Source organism: Devosia sp. (genome assembly GCF_014860165.1).
Lineage (GTDB): Bacteria > Pseudomonadota > Alphaproteobacteria > Rhizobiales > Devosiaceae > Devosia.
Window position 1 is genome coordinate 1 of sequence record NZ_JACZKG010000081.1, and the last position, 15478, is coordinate 15478.

At 64.0% G+C, this 15478-nt stretch carries 12 protein-coding genes; all 12 read right to left on the reverse strand.

Annotation, left to right across the window (positions count from 1 at the left end):
* Window positions 1–47 precede the first annotated feature (47 nt).
* A complete protein-coding gene (locus tag IH615_RS20735; RefSeq protein ID WP_291364995.1) occupies window positions 48–1058 on the reverse strand; it encodes a hydroxyacid dehydrogenase in 1011 nt (336 codons plus the stop codon).
* Window positions 1055–2908: a DUF2264 domain-containing protein gene (locus IH615_RS20740; RefSeq protein WP_291364997.1), complete on the reverse strand. Its 1854-nt coding sequence runs from the start codon at window positions 2906–2908 to the stop codon at window positions 1055–1057. Before IH615_RS20740 ends, IH615_RS20735 begins: the two co-directional genes overlap by 4 nt.
* A complete protein-coding gene (locus IH615_RS20745; RefSeq protein ID WP_291364999.1) occupies window positions 2909–3943 on the reverse strand; it encodes an oligopeptide/dipeptide ABC transporter ATP-binding protein in 1035 nt (344 codons plus the stop codon).
* Entirely contained in the window at window positions 3940–4977 is a 1038-nt protein-coding gene (locus IH615_RS20750; RefSeq protein WP_291365075.1) for an ABC transporter ATP-binding protein, read from the reverse strand. The genes IH615_RS20745 and IH615_RS20750 overlap by 4 nt, the downstream gene beginning before the upstream one ends.
* Entirely contained in the window at window positions 4952–6079 is a 1128-nt protein-coding gene (locus tag IH615_RS20755) for an ABC transporter permease (RefSeq protein WP_291365076.1), read from the reverse strand. Before IH615_RS20755 ends, IH615_RS20750 begins: the two co-directional genes overlap by 26 nt.
* A gap of 14 nt (window positions 6080–6093) precedes the next feature.
* The gene (locus tag IH615_RS20760; RefSeq protein WP_291365001.1) at window positions 6094–7083 is read right to left on the reverse strand and encodes an ABC transporter permease; all 990 of its coding nucleotides are present in this window, start codon (window positions 7081–7083) and stop codon (window positions 6094–6096) included.
* A 78-nt stretch (window positions 7084–7161) separates the two neighbouring features.
* Window positions 7162–9090, reverse strand: coding sequence for an ABC transporter substrate-binding protein (locus IH615_RS20765; protein ID WP_291365003.1), 1929 nt, complete (start codon window positions 9088–9090; stop codon window positions 7162–7164).
* Between the two features lie 112 nt (window positions 9091–9202).
* A complete protein-coding gene (locus IH615_RS20770) occupies window positions 9203–11020 on the reverse strand; it encodes a heparinase II/III family protein (protein WP_291365005.1) in 1818 nt (605 codons plus the stop codon).
* Window positions 11021–11334: 314 nt separating this feature from the next.
* A complete protein-coding gene (locus IH615_RS20775; RefSeq protein WP_291365007.1) occupies window positions 11335–12357 on the reverse strand; it encodes a LacI family DNA-binding transcriptional regulator in 1023 nt (340 codons plus the stop codon).
* Between the two features lie 75 nt (window positions 12358–12432).
* Complete coding sequence (locus IH615_RS20780; protein ID WP_291365008.1) at window positions 12433–13401, reverse strand: acetylxylan esterase; 969 nt, start codon at window positions 13399–13401, stop codon at window positions 12433–12435.
* Window positions 13402–13522: 121 nt separating this feature from the next.
* On the reverse strand, window positions 13523–14443 hold the full coding sequence (locus tag IH615_RS20785; RefSeq protein ID WP_291365009.1) for a flagellar motor protein MotB: 921 nt from the start codon (window positions 14441–14443) through the stop codon (window positions 13523–13525).
* A gap of 21 nt (window positions 14444–14464) precedes the next feature.
* Entirely contained in the window at window positions 14465–15328 is an 864-nt protein-coding gene (motA, locus tag IH615_RS20790) for a flagellar motor stator protein MotA (RefSeq protein ID WP_291365010.1), read from the reverse strand.
* Between the last annotated feature and the right edge of the window lie 150 nt (window positions 15329–15478).

A 15478-nucleotide genomic window follows, 5' to 3' on the forward strand; every position in this document is an offset into this window, starting at 1 on the left:
GGGGTGGGGTGGGGTCATACGCACCGACGTCGCGGCGGGAAAGCCCGTCACGCCAATCGCTCCAGCAGCGCCGGCTCGATCTCGAACTCCATCGGCACGCCACCCACGAAGCGCTCGATTTCCTCGATCGCCATTTGCCCCAGCCGCAGCCGCTCGGTGCCGACAGCGCCGGCCACATGCGGCGTCAGGAACACATTGGGCAGGGTATAGAGTGGCGAACCCGGCGCCGGAATCTCGGGATCGGTCACATCGATCACCGCGTGGATGCGCCCGGTCTGCAATTCGGCTACCAGTGCCGCTTCGTCGACCAGCGCGCCGCGCGCCGTATTGATGAATGCCGCTCCATCCCGCATCAGCTTGAACTGCCTGGCCCCGATCATCGCCCGCGTCGAGGGCAGGGACGGCGCATGGATGGACACCACATCCGAACGCATCATCAGGCTGTCGAGATCGACCAGCTCGGCCCCCACAAGCATCGGATCGTCGGGCTGCACGAACGGATCGCTGATCAGCACGGTGAAGTCGAACCCCATGAGTAGCCGCGCCACCTTGCGCCCGATGCGCGATGCACCCACCAGCCCAATGGTCCGGTGATAGTTGCCGATCGGCTCGTCCATCAGCGCGTAGCTGCTGCGCCGGCCGGGATCGGCCCGATAGCGGTCGCGCAGCTCGAACACCCGCTTGTTGGCGAAAATGATCGAGGCCAGCGTGAACTCGGCCACCGGAACCGCGTTGGCGTCGGCGGCATGCGTCACCCGGATGCCGGCCGCATATACGGCCGGGTCCAGTGTGAACTTCACAGTGCCTGCCGAATGGGCGATGAGCTTGAGGCTTGGTGCGGAGCGGATCACGTCTTCGGTCACAACAGGGCAACCCCAGCCGGTGACGAGAATGTCGATCTCGCCCAGGATGGCACGGGCTTCTGCGCTGGAGAAATCCTCCAGCGGCGCGGCCCGCACGATGTCGCAACTGCGCGCCAGCCGCGCCAGCGCATCGGCGTCGAACACATGCCTTGTCTTGTCCGCCGCCATGGCGAAGGCGAGTTTAGGCCGCATCAAAACCGCTCCGGCACCAGAATGGCGCTGACATCCACACCCCTGCGGGCGAACAATGCTTCGAGATCTGCCAGGTCAGGCGCATCAGGCATCCGGCTCGCCGCCGCCTCGGCGTCCCCACCGGCAGGCAGCGCCATCGCCGCCGTCACCAGCACGGTCGTCCCTGCCGGGATCTCCCCGCGCAGCTGCGGCACGATGGTCTTGGAGACGATGAGATTGGTATTGGGCTGCGCCCTCTGCGCCCGGCCGTCGCGCTGACCGACCAGGTCCACGATGACGGAGACATCGGTGGCACTGCGCACACTGGCGCTGCCCTTCCCCTCCGCACAACGATCCGCATTCATATCCGCCCGGGCAATGGCAAAGCCGCCCTCGGTGGCATGCAGCACCCGCGGCGTGGTGATCCGATGCACCCTGATATGCCAGGGATTGGCCGGCAGCAGCCAGGTCTCGACGGTCACATCCGCCCAAGGCTTCCACACGGCATGTAGCGTGTTACCGGCTATGCGCGCCGTCTCGTTGCTCTCGCGCACCCGATAATGCCGCCCGTCATCAGAAAAGCCGATCATGCCGTCGAAGGCGGCCAGGTTATAGGCCCGCTCGTCATTTTCGATGGAAAAGCCATAGCGCGAGGAATAGACGAACTTGGCATATTTCTCGGCGCCCCAGCGCATCTGGAAATTCTGCTGTCCGCTCGACAGTGCCACCACATTGCCCTCGGTATGCATCATCACCATGCCCGGATGCCTGAGCGGCACCGGCGCGGCATCGACGACCGCAGGCGTCTCCTCCGCCGTCCAGAACGGATGATCCTCGGGCAGGGCCAGCGGCAGGAAGGCCTTGAGCGCCCAATAGGGCGAACCGGCCGAATTGTAGTTCTCGGCCATCATCAGGCTGGGATAGCCATAACCCACCGACAGCACGCCATTTCCATGCGCGATCGGCTTGTCCGCCCACCAGCGCAGATGCCGCATGAACTGCCCCTTGATCTCGCCCCAGGGCAAAGCCTCGAGATCCGCAAAGGCCAGCGCGCCCCAGAAACCGCCGCAGGCGAAGCGATAGGTGAGGCTCCGCCCGAAGGCCAGCGTGCCGCCATCCTCGTCGAACCAGTGGCGGATATCCTTGGCAAACAGCGCCGCCCGCTCCTTGTAGGCCGCGACGCGCTTCTCATCGCCCCGTGCCAGCTTGGCATAGATCAGGCCATAAAAGTGCATGGCGAACGGGATATAGTGGTCGATCCGCCTGATATCGCCGTCGCGATACCAGCCGTCGGCGATATAGAACCCATCCAGCTCTTCAAGATACTTCTCGGTCAGCGATCGATCGAATTCGACCCCACATTCCTCCAGCCCCAGATCGACCAGGATGCGGAAGAATTTCCAGTTATTGTCGGCATAGTCGAAGCTGCGGGCATGCTTGAGATATGCCGCGAGATTTCTCTTGGCTTTCTCGCTGAGCGGCTCCCACACCAGCTGTGGCAGCAGCCGCATGGTGAAACCGATCGCCGCCAGCTCGACCATGCGCTGGTCAGTCGAATTGACCGTGCCCCAATATTCGGGATGCTCGGGGTCCGTGCCATTGGCCAGCCCGCGCCGGTAGAGTTCCCAATGGTCGAACTTGCCGCCCCCGGCCGCCAACGGGGTCAGGCCCCAGAGCGGCCGGGCAAAGCCTTCCAGGTCCGCCGCCGCGCGGTCGAAATGGGCCGCCGCACCATCCAGCCGCACCCGCGCCCCGCCTTCGGAGAAATAGGGCAGCAGCGGATTGAACAGGTCATGCAACGCTTTCTCGACATCCGCCCGGGTCTGGAGCGGATTGCCATGCAGCGGATTGGCGCTCACGGGATCGTGGGTCATCTAGGCAAATTCCTTCGCAGGCGCGTCTTCATAAGCGCCCTTCAAATCGAGTGTTTCGGCAAAGTGGCAGGCCGCTTCCTGTGCCGTCCCGTTGATGGGACGCAGCGCCGGCTTTTCGGTGCGGCAGCGGTCTTGGGCATATTTGCAGCGGGTGTGGAACGGGCATCCCACCGGCCGGTTGCCGAGATAGGGGATCTCGCCCCTTACCTCAGTCTTGCGCCCCTTGCGGCGCAGCGGATCGGCGATCGGCAGGGCTTCGAGCAGCAGCTCGGTATAGGGGTGGCGCGGGCGCTCGAACAGCATTTCGGTGGGCGCATTTTCCACCACATGCCCGAGATACATCACCACCACCCGGTCGGCGATGTAGTTCACCACGCCAAGGTCATGGCTGATGAAGATGTAGGTCAACCCGAACTCGGCCTTGAGGTCCTCAAGCAGGTTGAGCACCTGCGCCTGGATCGAGACGTCCAGCGCCGACACCGCCTCGTCGGCAATCACCAGCTTGGGGTCCAGCACCAGCGCGCGGGCAATGCCGATGCGCTGGCGTTGGCCGCCCGAAAAGGCATGCGGATAGCGCCCCACGGCCTCGGCGGGAATGCCGACCTTTTCCAGTGTCGAGATCACGCGCTCTTCCAGTTCGCGGCCCTTGCAGATCTTGTGGATGCGCAGCGGCTCGGCGACGATGTCGAACACCCGCATGTTCGGGTTCAGCGAACTCATCGGGTCCTGGAAGATCATGCGGATATCCTGCCGCCACGGCTTGATCTGCCGCTTGTTGAGCGAAGTCAGCTCGACGTCGCCACCCGCCTTGGGGTGATAGGTTACCGTCCCCTTGCTGACCTTCTGCGCCTGGATGATACAGCGCCCCAGCGTGGTCTTGCCGCAACCGCTTTCGCCCACGATGGCCAGCGTTTCGCCTGCCTCCACCGTCAGGTTGATATCGGTCAGCGCCGCCAGCTCGCGCGCCGGACCAAACCAGCCGCCGCCCAGCACATAGGTCTTGGATAGGTTTTCGACCGTCAACAACGTGCTCATGCCACCGCCTCCACCGGTTGCCGCGTCAGCAGATGGCAGCGCGCATGGTGCCCGTTGCCCACATCGGTGCGCTCCGGCCGCACCGTGGCGCAGGGCTCGAACGCATAGGGGCAGCGGCTGGTAAAGGCACAGCCGTCGGGCCGGTCCCGGGGTGCCGGCACAGTGCCCTTGATGGGCGACAGCCGCACCCGCTCGGCCTTGCGCGCCATCTTGGGTATCGAGCTCATCAGCGCCTGGGTATAGGGGTGGCTGGGCCGCGCGAAGACGTCATAGACGCTGCCCTGCTCCACCACATCGCCCAGATACATCACCGCCACTTCGTCGGCGATCTCGGCCACCACGCCCAGGTCGTGGGTGATAAACAGCATGGCCATGCCGAAATCGGCCTGCAGCTGCCGAAGCAGATCGAGGATCTGCGCCTGCGTGGTCACATCGAGCGCCGTGGTCGGCTCGTCCGCGATCAGCACCTGCGGCGTGCAGGCCAGGGCCATGGCGATCATCGCGCGCTGCCGCAGCCCGCCGCTGAGCTCGAACGGATAGGCCTCGGCCCGCTGCCGCGCGCCGGGAATGCCCACCTGGTCGAGCAATGCCACCGTACGCTCCCGCGCCGCCTTGGGCTTGAGCCCCTCATGGAGGATCATCATCTCGTCGATCTGGTCGCCGATCGTATGCACCGGCGACAGCGAGCTCATCGGCTCCTGGAAGATCATCGAGATCTGGCTGCCGCGGATCGCCCGCAGCGGCAGGCTGTCCTGCTTGAGCCTGGCGATATCGGTGGGCGCCTCGCCCCCCGGCTGGAACAGGATCGAGCCGCGGGGAATGCTCGCATTGCGGTCGAGCAGCCGCAGCACCGCCCGCGCCGTCACCGACTTGCCGCAGCCGCTCTCGCCCACCAGCGCCAGCGTCTTGCCCGGCGTCAGCGTCAGATCCACCTGCCGCACCGCCTCGATATCGGCCTCGTCGGGCGACGAGAAGACAATGGACATGTCGGAAATAGTGAGGATGGGTTTATCGGCCATGGGGATCAGCGGCATCACGGAGGCCGTCTCCAAAGAAGTTCATCGACAAAATGATCACCACTACGCAGATGCCGGGTGTCAGCAGCCAGGGTGCGGTGGCCAGCGTCCGGATGTTCTGTGCGTCCTGCAGCAGGGTGCCCCAGCTCACGATCGGTGCCTGCAGGCCAAGTCCGAGAAAGCTCAGCGCCGTCTCGGCCAGGATCATGCCCGGAATGGCCAGGGTGGCCGCAGCAATGATGTGGCTCATGAAGCTGGGCACCATATGGCGGGTGATGATGCGCCAGTCGCTGGCCCCGTCGAGCTGCGCCGCCGTCACGAAATCCTCGGTTCGCAGGCTCAGGAACCGCCCCCGCACCACGCGCGCCAGCTCCGTCCAGCCGATCAGCGATAGGATCAGCGTGATGGCAAAATAGGTCTGCAGCGCGCTCCAGTCCTTGGGCATGGCGGCGGCGAGCCCCAGCCAGAGCGGAATGGTCGGCATCGAGCGGATGAACTCGACCACGCGCATCACCGCCGTATCGAACCAGCCGCCATAGAATCCGGCAAACCCGCCGATGATGATGCCGAAGAACAGGCTCAGCGTGACGCCGGCGAGGCCAATGGAAAGCGAAATCCGCGTGCCATGGATCAACCGGCTCAGCAGGTCCCGCCCCAGCCGGTCGGCGCCCAGCACGTAGAACGGCGCCCGCGGCTCGGTCACGCCCATCAGCTTGACCGACATGGGAATGAAGCCGGCCAGCAGATAGGGCTTGCTCGGCACGAAGAACTGCACCGGAATGCGTTCCTCCGGGTCGATCACGAAGGTGCGGCGCAAAGCCACCGGGTCGATCTCAGTCTTGTAGCCATTCACATGCAGCTGGAACGACCACGATCCGTCCGGCTCGGTGGCAATGAGCTGGATGCCCTGGGGCGGCGCATAGGTATAGCGCGCGCTATAGGCCGACGGATCGGTCGGCGCGAGAAACTCGGCCAGCACAGCCACCAGGTAGAAGGCGGCCACGACCCACAGGCTGACCAGCGCCAGCCGGTGCTGTCTGAACCGGCGCCACATCAGCCCGAACTGGCTCTCACGCTTCGCCGGCACAATGGCCCTGGCCTTGGCTTGAACGGGTGTCATCGTATCCACGGCCATCACTTGCCCCCGTAACGAATGCGCGGATCGATCCAGGCAAGCAGGATGTCCGAAATTAGTGTTCCCACCACCGTCAGCACGCTGAGCAGCAGGATGATCGCGCCCGCCAGATACATGTCCTGAGTGGTCAGCGAACGCAGCAGCATGGGCCCGGCCGTCGGCAGGTTCATCACCACCGAGACGATGACGGAGCCCGAAACCAGCGCCGGCAGCAGCCAGCCGATGGTTGAGATCAGCGGATTGAGCGCCAACCGGACCGGATATTTCAGCACCACCTTCCACTCCGGCAGGCCTTTGGCCCGGGCTGTAGTGACGTAAGGCTTCTTGAGTTCGTCGAGCAGGTTGGCGCGCAGAATGCGAATGAGTTCGGCCGTACCACCCGTCGCCAGCACCAGGATGGGCGCCCAGGCATGGCTCAGGAAATCCCAGATGCGGGGCAGGCTCCAGCGCGCATTCTCGAATTCGGGCGAGAACAGGCCGCCCAGCGTGGTGCCGAACCAGGTAAAGGCGAGATACATCAGGATGAGCGCGAAGAAGAAATTGGGGACGGCGAGGCCGATGAAGCCACCGATCGTGGCGAGATAGTCGCCCAGCGAATATTTGCGCACCGCCGCATAGATGCCGATGGGCAACGCGACCAACCACATGACCACCACGGCCAGGCCTTCGAGCAGGATGGAATAGCCCAGCCGGCCCCAGATCAGCTCCCATACCGGCCGTTTCCATTCGAAGCTGTGGCCGAAATTGCCCTGTACGATGCCCGTGACCCATTTCCAGTACTGGACATAGAACGGCTCACCCAGGCCATATTGACTGCGCAGGTTCTCGATGACCCTGGGGTCGACCTGGTCGCCGGTGGCAGAGAGCGATGCGATATAGCTTGTAAGATAGTCGCCCGGCGGCAGCTGGATGATGGCGAAGGCCACGATGGACACGGCCACCAGCGTCAGCAGCATGGCGATGAAACGTTGAATGATATAGCCGACCATGATGCCTGTCCCGCGAAGTTGGGGTTCCCCCGCAGCTTGGTATCGCCGCGGGGAGATTGAGCGAGGGGAGGTGCTCGCTTATTCGAAGTACCAGACCGTCGGATCCATCGAAGCCGGGGTCGGGAAGAGCCAGGCGTTGAACATCGATTCCGGCGCATTCTTGAGGTTGTTCCGGATGATCGAATAGGAATTCGGCATCAGGCTCACCCCGATGACCGGGAACTCTTCCTTGGTGATGGCGAGCACCTGGTTGAACAAGTCGGCACGCGCCTCCGGCGTCGCAGCGGCACGGACCTGGTTATAGAGGTCCATCTGCTGCTTGGCCCAGTCTGCCGGCTCTTCGGCGATTTCCGGACGGGTGCCGTTGAACCACTGCGCCCAGCGATAGGCCCAGACCGATTCATCGCTGAACGGGAAGTAGTAGCGCGGCTCCTGCAGGGCCTCTATGCCACCGTCGCCGGCCCAGACCTGGGCGTCGAACTCACCAGCCGGGCGCTTTTCGTAGAACAGCGTGCGGTCGATATTGTTGAGCTCGATCTCGACACCGGCAGCGCCCAGCTGCAGTTGCATGATTTCGAGCATGTCGATCCACTCGGGACGCAGCGCCGAAATCACGTCGACGGTGATCTTGACCGGGTTGCCGTCGCTGGCGAGGTAGATGCCGTCGCCATTCTTCTCGGTCAGGCCCGCCGCCGCAAAGTGCTCGGCGGCGAGGTCGGGGTCGAACTCGGTATACTGCTTGGCCAGCTCCTCGTCATAGAAGTTGGACTCGGGGCGCGGCGCGACCTGGAAGGGCTCGCCCTGGCCGGTAAACACCACGTCGATGATTTCCTGCCGGTCGATGGCGTGGGAAATGCCGATGCGGAAGTCCTTGTTCTGGTAGAGCTCGCGCTTGACCGGATCGAGGTGGTTGAGGTTGAGCTGCAGCACCAGGGTGTTGGATGCCGACGGGATCACTTCACCCAGGTGATAGCCGCCAGCTTCCTGCCCGTCGAAGAACAGCGGCTTGTTGGTGGTCGTGGCGATGTGGCGTTCCTGGAAGTCGATCTCGCCATTGAGGGCGGCAAGCGTCAGTTCTTCCACGCCGCCCTGGCTCACGCGCATGTCCAGCGCGTCGATATAGGGCAGCTGGTTCCCCTCGGCGTCGGTCTTCCAGTAATAGGGATTGCGCTTCCAGGTGACGCGCTGGGCATTGGCCGTCAGCGGCGTCTCGATCACCCAGGCATAGATGCTGGGCAGGTCCGGATTGGCGAAGCGGATGGTTTCCCAGCCCCAGGCACAGCGGTCCTGCAGGTAGAGCGCCCAGCTGTCAAAGCCGGCCGCTTTCGCATCGGCCTCTGCATTCTCGTTATAGGTGGGGTGGAACTGGCTGCAATAGGCCTTCTGCAGCGACGTGATGTGAATGCCGTCGACCCCGGCAATGGTCTCCATGAACATGCCGTTCGGCTTGCCGAACTTGAACTTGAAGTTGTAGTCGTCGATGACTTCCATGGTCGCCGGGTTGTTCTTGTTGTCGATCCAGCTGCCCGCTGCATAGTCGGGGTCCTGGTACATTTCGACGGCGAAGGCGAGGTCCGCAGTGGTCAGCGGCGTACCGTCGGACCACTTGACGCCTTCGCGCAGCTTGAAGGTGAATTCGGTCGCGTCCGCGTTGACTTCCCAGCTCTCGGCCAGGTTCGGCACCACCGTCTTCCACTCATGGTCGTAACGGACCAGGCTGTCATAGGCCACGGTCTTGACGATCAGGCCGTTGTCGCCGCCGCCATTGAGGCCCATGCGCCAGGTGCCGCCATAGGTGCCGATGGCATCGGCGGGCACGACCAGCGGGTTGGCCGGCAGGCGTTCTTCCAGCGGCGGTAGCTCGCCGCTTGCCACCATGGCCTCGAGTGCGGGCGCCTGGCCTGCGGCCAGCGCCTGCCCGGCAGCCAGCAGTGCGGCTACCGCCACGGCACCGGCGAGCCTGAGGCTCAGTTGGCCCCTGCTCGGACCGAAACTTGAATGCTTCATTGTCGTCCTCCCTTTTCCGGGCGCTCCCTGCCCGGGGTTGATTTCCGGCGGATGCCGACCTGGCGCCGCGCCCCTCATTGTGCCGGCCATTGGGGCCGGCGCTCCCGCTCGTTCAGAGCGGCGAGATTTCCAAGTTCACCTGCCCGCTGGCGGCATTGCCCAACGCTGTGAACAGCACCCGGGTCAGATCGACCGATGGGGCATATTGTTTCTCGACGCCGTCATGGCGCTCGGTGCTCACCGATACGGCCTGCGGATCGAACCGCACCGACACTCCGCCCGCCGCGTCGCCAATGCGCACCGTTTCCGGCCCCGCCTCGACGGCCAGCGGCGTGACGAGCACGGATTGGAAAGTCCCGGCGCCATTGGCAAAGCCATAGCTGTCGCTGAGCGTGACCCGCCCGCCCCGCACGCTGCGATCGAACACCACATCGCGTTCCAGCGACGTGATCCCCGCCTCGGCGGGATAGGCCGCCGCCATGGCCAGTGTCAGCCGATCCGCGTCGGCTCCATGGCTGTGCGTAATGACGGAGGCCGCATGCTGGCGGCCCACGGCCTGCTCATGGCCGTTGACGACAGGCACCGAATGCCCGCGCGAGGAGGCCATGATGTTGCTGTAGCGCTCGGGCCCGAAATAGGCCTTGGAATAACGCCCGCGCCCGGGGTCGGTCAGCACCACCTTGCCCTTGCTCACCGCGATCAGCGAGCCGACATCGTTCTGGTTGTGCATCTCGTCATTGTGCCCGCCCTTGATGGCGAGCCGCAGCGAATTGGGATCACCCGGATCGAGCCGGCTGATCATCCACGCCATGTCGGCAAACCAGTCATGCGACGTGCCGCCAAAGGCGACATTGCGCTCCGGCAGCGGCCAGGCGAACTGACGCAACGGCCAGGCGAACTGGTTGAAGACTTCCACCGAGAAATCGTTCTGCATGCCCAGCTCGGTCAGCGCCGGCAGCTCCAGCCGCTCGGCCAGATGGCTGAGCAGGCCCGGATGGAAGGTGGGATTGCTATCGGAGTCCGAAAAGCTCGCCCACAAACCCTGCGTCAGCACGGTCCGCACCGGGAACTGGGCGATTTCGCGGATCTGCGGATCGTCCAGCAGGTCGATCTGCCCGCCGGTCCGGGCATGCAGGAGCTGGGCCAGCACGACATAATTGCCAAAGCCATAGGACCAGTAGTCCGGCCCTTCCGACGAGCCGCCCTGGCTGTCGAAGGTCTCCAGATAGTCGGCAAGGCTGTGCAGCCCGCGCGTGATGATATTGGCCAGCCGGTCGAGGTCGGTTTCGAGATAGCAGGCCGCGCCCACCACCCCGGCGACGCAGACCGCAGTCCAGTTATTGACCTGCCGGTCCGGTGTCGAATGCAGCCACCAGTGATCGTTGCGGTCCAGGAACGGCGCCACGGTCCGCCGGTCGATCTCGCTGCGCAGCCGGGCCCGGAGCGATGGCGAGAGCGCATCGCCGATCAGATAGTCCATTTCGGCAAGGTCGAGCGCCGTCATGGCGGCTGCCAGGTCGACCGTCGGGTGATCGGGCATGTCGAGCATGCGGGCATGGGCGGGCCAGGCCCAGTTGGTCTCCTCCAGCCGGGCAAAGGCAATATTCTCGATGGCGTCGACAAACGCCCCCTGCCCGTCCAGCCACTCGGCGAGCGTCAGGCGATAGAGCATGTTGCGGCGCTGGCGCTGGGCATCTTCATAGCCCTCGCGCCGCCCGGTACGCATGAATTCGAGATAGAGGTCGGCCGGCAGCGCCGGGATCGATTCGGCGGCATCGGCCTGGGCCGCGGCCAGCAGCTGCCCCACGGCGTCTTCGCCGGCACGACTGCGCACTGCCGCAACCGCCGCACCACGGACAAAGGGCGAAAAGACTGGAGCGCTTTCCAGCACCATGCGGACGTGCCTGACGTTCCACCGCCGCAATTCCATCACCCCTCCCGAGCGCCGTACCGACGCTGTGCCCTCAGACGTGCCGCGCTGCCCCTATTGATGGGGGCAGGCGCAGGTCAGGGGCCCTGACTTACGCAACCTCGTCAACGGTAGGACAGATTTTGCGTCACCGCAAGCATTTTGCGCAAATTACGCAAATTACGCAAATTTGTTCATATTGCGTTGAACCGACAAAGGGATAGGTGGCGCATAGCGGCAGCGGGTGACACTCAACGCTAACAGTCTGCTAACAAATTTGGGGCGGATGTTGCGGCACATCGCGCGGTCGCGGCCCCGCTCGGTAAGTCGCCGCGCTACCGCGTCGCCATCTGCTGCGCGGCGAAAACCGTCTCGCCCGGCACCATGGTCACACCCACTTCGAGCTGCTGCACCGCCGCCTCGCCGTCCATGTGCTGGCTCAGCAAGCGCACCGCCCCGCGCCCGATCGCCTCGCGATCCACCCGCACCGTGCTCAGCCGCGGCGTGGCCATGCCGGCAAGCGGCAAGTCATCGAAGCCGATCATCGAAAATCCAGGCGGCAAGGGGCTTTCCGGACCATAGAGGCCTTCCAGCATCTCTACCGCGGCGATGTCGTTCCAGCTGAACATCGCCGTCACGTCATGCTTGCCGGCCAGCAGATCCGCCAGCAATTCATGGGTCTTGCGTTCCGCCGTATTGACGATCACCCCCACTGCGCCCGGCATCGCCGCAATCGCCGCCTCAAAGCCCCGCTGCCGCTGCAAAATGGTGGGCCGATAGCGATGGGTATAGTGCAGAATGCGCCGATGCCCGGCATCGAGCAGCCGCTGTGTCGCCTGATAGGCGCCGTAGAAATTGGCCGGCGATACCGAGCTGATCCGCATCCGGGGATCGCTGCCATTGACCAGCACCGCCGGAATGTCCTCGTCCGCGCACCACAGGGCTAGGTCATCCCAGGCATCGATGCCAGCCAGCAGCACGCCGCCGGCATCGGCCTGCGCGATTTGCTTGCTGATCATTTCCAGCGTCACCGCGGTTTCGTTGACCAGCCGCACGTCGAGCATCATGCCGGCTTCGGCCGCCTGCGCCCGCATGCCCTCGACAATGCCGAAATAGAACCCGGAAAGCCCGCTCGTGGCGCTGCCCAGGGGCACCAGCGCCACCGCCCGCTTGTCCCCGCCGGCCGCCACCGCATTATGCTTGGATTTGTAGCCCAGCGTGCGCGCCATGCGCTGCACGTCGCGCCGCACCGCGTCGCTGATGCCGATTTCATTGGCCAGCGCCCGCGACACCGTGCTGACGGAAACGCCAAGGCGCTCCGCAATGTCGGTCTGGTTTGTGCGTTTCTGAGTCGCCACTGCTACGCCTCGCTTCTCATCTACGCAATATTTGCGTTTTTTGAGCAGCGCAAGGGCCTAGGCGACTTATCCCCCTCAGCCGAAGCGGCTGGCCAGCCAAACCATTTGCGCCCGCTCCTGGAATGCCTGGCCGCCTTCGTGATTATTGTACTCGTATTCCTCGATGCTCTTGTCCGCCCCGCCATAGGCGTGGAAGGCACCATAGACCGTCGAGGGCGGGCAGATATCGTCCATGACGGCAACCGAAAACAAGGCAGCCGCCCTTGCCTGCCGCGCGAAGTTGACGCCATCGAAATAGTCGAGCGTTTCAAAGACCTTGGCCTTCTTGTCGCGATGCTGCGCCAGGAAGCGGACAAGCTCCAGATAGGGGTCGCGGCTGGCCTTCTGCACCGCCCGCGGATAGTCGCAGAGGAACGGCACGTCGGGCATCGCCGCCTTGATGCGGGCATCGATCCCCGCTGCCGCCAGTGCAATCCCGCCGCCCTGGCTGCCACCACAGACGGCGATCCTGTCGCCATCGACGAAATCCTGCGCCACCAGCATGTCGATGGCGCGCACCGCATCGGTAAAGACGCGGCGATAGTAATACTCATTCTTGTCGAGGACGCCCTTGGTCATCACGCCCGGGATGGAGGGCGTCGTGCCCACCGGGTCGGACGTAGCGCCCAGCGACCAGCCGCTGCCTTGCCCGCGCGTATCCATGCGGAAATAGGCATAGCTCGAGGCGGCCCAATGCAGTTGCTCATGCGCAAAGCCGCGCCCGCCGCCATAGCCCACATACTGCACCACCAGCGGCAGCCGGCCGCTCCTGACGGCCGGCAGCACCAGCCAGCCCTTGATCGGATGGCCGCCAAAGCCGGGAAAGGTCACGTCGAACGCCTCGACGACCTTCAGCGTGGTCTCGGCCGGCACGATGCTCACCGGCCCGCCAACCGCCCGCGCCTCGGCAATAGTCGCTTCCCAGAACGCCGCGAAGTCGCCGGGCATCTGCACGCTGCTGCGATAGGCACCAAGTTCGGGCTGGATCAGATCGGGAAAGGGCACGGCACGACTCCTCGTTGTCGCGCCGACAATGCACCGCTACCCGCTTCCATACCAGACGGATGGACAGCTTTGGCCACAGCAAAAGGCCCCGCGCGATGGCGGGGCCTTCATGAGGTTCAACTCAGGGCTCAAGCCCCGCCGGAACCGGCGGCGTTTCATAGAGCAGCGTGATCTCGACCCGCTCATTGGCCGCCATATAGGGGTCGTTGGGGAAGAACGGCTCGGCCGTGGAACGGCCGACCACCGAATTGATGCGGTCATCCGCCAGTCCGAATTCGCCAAGGATCTGCCGCACCGTATTGGCGCGGTCGGCGGACAATTCCCACGAGCCATAGCGTGGATTGGCGTAGATTCCACCGGCTGCCGTATGCCCGGCAATCCGTACCGGGCTCGACAGCTTCTGCAGGATCGGCGCGATGGCGGCGATGGCCTGCCGCGTCACCTCGTTGGGATATTTCGAGCCCTCGGGGAACATCGGCCGGCCTTCCTGGTCGATGATCCGGATGTTCAGCCCTTCATCGGTCTCCTCGACGATCAGGTTGTCGGCGATCTCGGTGATGTCAGGCAGCGCCTGCCAGGCCTGGCGGATGCTCGCCGCGGCGCTGTGGAAGCCCTGGTCGTCGGTGGCCTTGAGGTCATATTGCGAGGCATTGGCTGATTCGAATTCGTTGCCCTGCTGCTGGTCGCGACCGCTCATCGCGCCTTCTACGGTGCCGAACTCCTCGCCCTTGGGCGTCACCGAGGCGTCGACACGTTCCTGCGGGGTCGAGCCCGCCATCAGTGCACCGGCATTATCCAGCGCCGTGCCACCCATCAAGCCACCCGAGCCACTTGTCGTGGGCGCGATATTGGGTGGGGCGAAATAGGTGGCCAGGCCTTCCTTCTGCTCTGGCGTGGTCATGCTGATCAGCCAGAGCAACAGGAAGAAGGCCATCATGGCCGTCACGAAGTCAGCATAGGCGATCTTCCAGGCGCCGCCATGGTGGGCGTGCTTGTTCTTCTTGACCTTCTTGATGATGATCGGCTGGTCGAAGTTCGCCATTCTGGCTTCCTGGGTCGTAGACTATGTCGCGGCGGGCAGGTTTGCCGTTGCCTCGTCGATTTCAGCAAAGCTCGGCCGGTCTTCCGACATCAGCGCCTTGCGCGCGAATTCGATGGCCATGACAGGCACCTGCCCGGAAATATGGGCCAGCAGGCCCACCTTGAGCGACAGGAAATACTTGTCCTCGGCCTCGTAGATGTTGCGCAGCGACTGCGCGAACGGGCCGAAGAAACCATAGGCCACGAACACGCCGAAGAACGTACCGACCAGGGCGCCGCCGATCATGTGGCCGAGCACTTCGGGCGGCTCGCTGATGGCGCCCATGGTGTGAATTACGCCCAGAACGGCGGCCACGATGCCCAGGGCCGGCGTACCGTCGGCCAAAGCCTGCATGGCGTTGACGACGCGCTCATTCTCCTGGTGGTGGGTCTCCAGTTCCTCGTCCATCAACGCTTCCATCTCATGCACGTTGTTGGAACCCAGCGTCACCATGCGGAGATAGTCGCAGACGAATTCCACCGCGTGATGGTTTTTCGCAAAGGTGGGAAAGCGCGCGAACAGCGTCGATTCCTCGGGATTTTCGATATGCTGCTCGAGAGCCAGGATGCCCTTGGACTGCACCAGCTTGTAGAGGCTGAATTGCATGCCGAGCAGTTCGACATAGGCCGCCTTGTTGTATTTGGGGCCTTTGAACAGCGTGCCGAAGACGCCGAGCGTCTGTTTCAGCACTGCGCCGGTATTGCCGATGACGAAGGCGCCGATGGCGGCACCCAGAATGATGACGAATTCGAAGGGCTGCCACAGCACATACATGTGCCCGCCCACGCCGAGATATCCGCCGACAACGCTGCCAACGACGATGAGGATGCCGATAATAAGACGCATTAGACCTGAAACTCACCTAGTGGACGACGTCGTTTCCAGGTCGGCATTATCGGTCGGTTTACCTTAACAGCCGGTTATCCACGGGTCTCGCCCTCACGGCACCATTGCCAGCCGGATGTGCCACAAGCCTTAAGATCGAAGCGGAGAGTT